Raw genomic sequence first — 2,471 nt, 5'->3', positions numbered from 1 at the left:
ACCGTCCACAGATGGGGAGGGTCGGGTCGCGTCAGGATTTTCTGACGCTGCATCCGTACGTTTACTCGGCGTTCGACGTCCTCGCGCGAGGATCCCCGGCTGCCTTGAACGATGACGGCGCGAGCGTAATCCTCGGTCTGGAGCAGGCCCGGAATGAACTGGACCTCATAGGCCCGGATCAGCGTCGCCGACTCCTCCAGCCCGATATACGGCTGAAACCAGCTCGGCAGGACGTCGCTGTAATTCTGCCACCAGCTCGGCTGGTTGGCGTCGCGGGCCAGGGACAGCAGCGGCTCCCGCTCGGCGTCGTCCGTGACGCCGTAGAGGGTGAGTAGGTCGGCGACATCACGTTCCTTGAAGCTGACGCGTCCCAGCTCCAGGCGACTGATCTTCGATTCGGAAGCCCGGATGCTGTATCCGGCCGCCTCGCGACTGATGTCCTTACCCTCGCGTAATCGACGGAGCTGGGAGCCCAGGACAATCCGACGTACGGTAGGGCCGCGGTGCGGCTCACCTGTTGTCATGTCCCGACCCCCCGACATGCATAACGTAACAGCGTCCCAGTCAACCTTTTTGATCTTCATAGCCTCTTACGGATATGTGCCGGGATTCTACCGCTGTGCGTCATGGGTGCGTTGCGCCGTCAGGAGTCCGGCGGCTCGTCGGTGTCCGTTTCACCCGCTTCGCTCGTTTCGTTCATGTCGGCTCTGTCGACCGTTATGCCTGTCGCGAGGTCGATCATGCCGATCATCATGATCGATATCCTGACCGGCGGGTCGATGATCGGAAGGTCGGCCGGATGGCCGGCTGCCCGGGCTGCCCGGTCGCCGCTGGACGAATTCCCCTCACTCCGATTCCCGGGCAGAGCGGCGGTGTATCCCGGCGCTGATCGCGCTGAGGAAAATCCGTGCGACAAGGCCGATCACGACGAGGTTGCCGAGCATCTGAATCATGGTGATGATCCGGGCGGTCTGGGTCAGGGGGGTGATGTCGCCGAAACCGACGGTGGTGAACACGGTGATCGTGAAATACAGGGCGTCCGTACGCGTCATCGCCTGGGTGAATGCGCAGGCCTGTTCGCGACCGAGCACGAAGTAGGTCCCCGCAAAAATCAATAGAAACAATGGGAGGGACACCGCGAAAGCCTCCACGGCCCGCAGCCCGGGGTAGGCGGATCGGGCGATCCGCCGGATCTGCATGCCGATGATACCGGCGAACACCAGCAGGACGGCAGTCAGGGCAATCCCCGTACCGGTGTTCACGCCGTGGTCAAATGGAAGTAGGTAGTACAGGACCATCAGCACGGTGACGCTTAGGACTGACCGCAACATGGCGCGTGCGATGAGTACGCGCTGGCTGGGTGCCGGTCGTGCGGCCTCGTGTCTGTGTTTTGGTGGGATGTCTCGCGCGTTCTTCGTGGTCACGGGTTGTCCCGGACGGGGGCGGCGCGGACGGCTCCCATGTCGGGATCTGGAAGGCAGTTGGTCACAGGGTCCTCCGCGTCCTGGGGATCACGGCGGTGCCCAGGCTGCCGACCGAGGGCAGGGCTGGGCCCTCGTGGAAGTGACCCGACGTCGCTCTCGGGGTTGATCGGAATCTGAGCCCCGTTGGTGGCCGGACCCGCGACGGGCGTGCCTGTCGCGGGTCCGGCCACCACCCATGAGCATACGGTCACCATGAGATCGGATCCGGTGACTGTGAGTCGATGCGAAGTGGGTACTTCAGACCACGAAGGTGAGGGAATAACCGTGATCGGGCGTGCCGGCCTGGTCAGGAGGGTGGGTCAGCGCATGGGAAGAACCCTGACAAGGATGCTTCGTCAGGGTTGACCCCCGCACGAGGGGAGGGGAACCGAAAGCGACAGCCAGCACGTGGAGGACCGGTGCGGTGAAGAACGACAGGTCGAAGACGGCCGGGCGGAAGACCGCATGAAGGTTGGTCCGCCACCCGGCGCCACCGGCAGGCCCACCCGTCAGGATCCGTAGCAGCCACCCGCCGCCACGGGATGTGAGCGTCCTCGCTCGGGCCGAGCATTCAGCGATCCCGTTACCGTGAGGCGTACGGGGCAGGCGGGCGACGGCCGGCTGCCCCGTCGGGCTCCGCAGGGCAGAAGTTCTGTTGTCGGCGGTATCGCTGGAGCTGGAGCCTGCGGTCGTTGTCCCCTTCCCGGTCGTAGCCGTGCCCTCCCCGGTCGTGGATGCGGGCCGTCCGGCCGGTCCGGATGGGCGGGACGGCTCGGACGGTGCGGACTGGTCGCGGTTTGCCGACGATTGAGGTCTCGCCGTAGACCGCGGTCTGGACGTCTGCGCCACCGATTGGGTGGAGGACGCCCGCGGTGGTGGCGCCACCGCACCTGAGGACGAGACGGATGGAGATCCGGACGACGATGCGGTGGGCGCCTTGGACGGGGAGCTCGGCGGTGGCTTCGCCGGGGTCGTGGTGGCGGGGGATGGTGGGGCCGTCCTGGTGGG

The 2,471-nt window shown here is 65.6% G+C and carries 3 protein-coding genes; all 3 read right to left on the bottom strand.

Annotated features, from left to right (window positions below):
- A partial coding sequence (locus DD1DGNOD_RS25070) for a Scr1 family TA system antitoxin-like transcriptional regulator (protein ID WP_131771171.1) occupies window positions 1-524 on the bottom strand: 524 nt, incomplete at its 3' end.
- A gap of 321 nt (window positions 525-845) precedes the next feature.
- Window positions 846-1,331 (bottom strand): potassium channel family protein, encoded by a 486-nt coding sequence (locus tag DD1DGNOD_RS25065; RefSeq protein ID WP_241255969.1) that lies wholly within the window; start codon window positions 1,329-1,331, stop codon window positions 846-848.
- A 715-nt stretch (window positions 1,332-2,046) separates the two neighbouring features.
- The coding region (locus DD1DGNOD_RS27530; protein ID WP_165037028.1) for a hypothetical protein at window positions 2,047-2,471 on the bottom strand (425 nt) is incomplete at its 5' end.

It is taken from the genome of Candidatus Protofrankia californiensis, assembly GCF_900634765.1.
GTDB lineage: Bacteria > Actinomycetota > Actinomycetes > Frankiales > Frankiaceae > Protofrankia > Protofrankia californiensis.
Note: the sequence above shows the minus strand (reverse complement) of the source record. Positions and strands in the feature narration are given on the sequence as shown.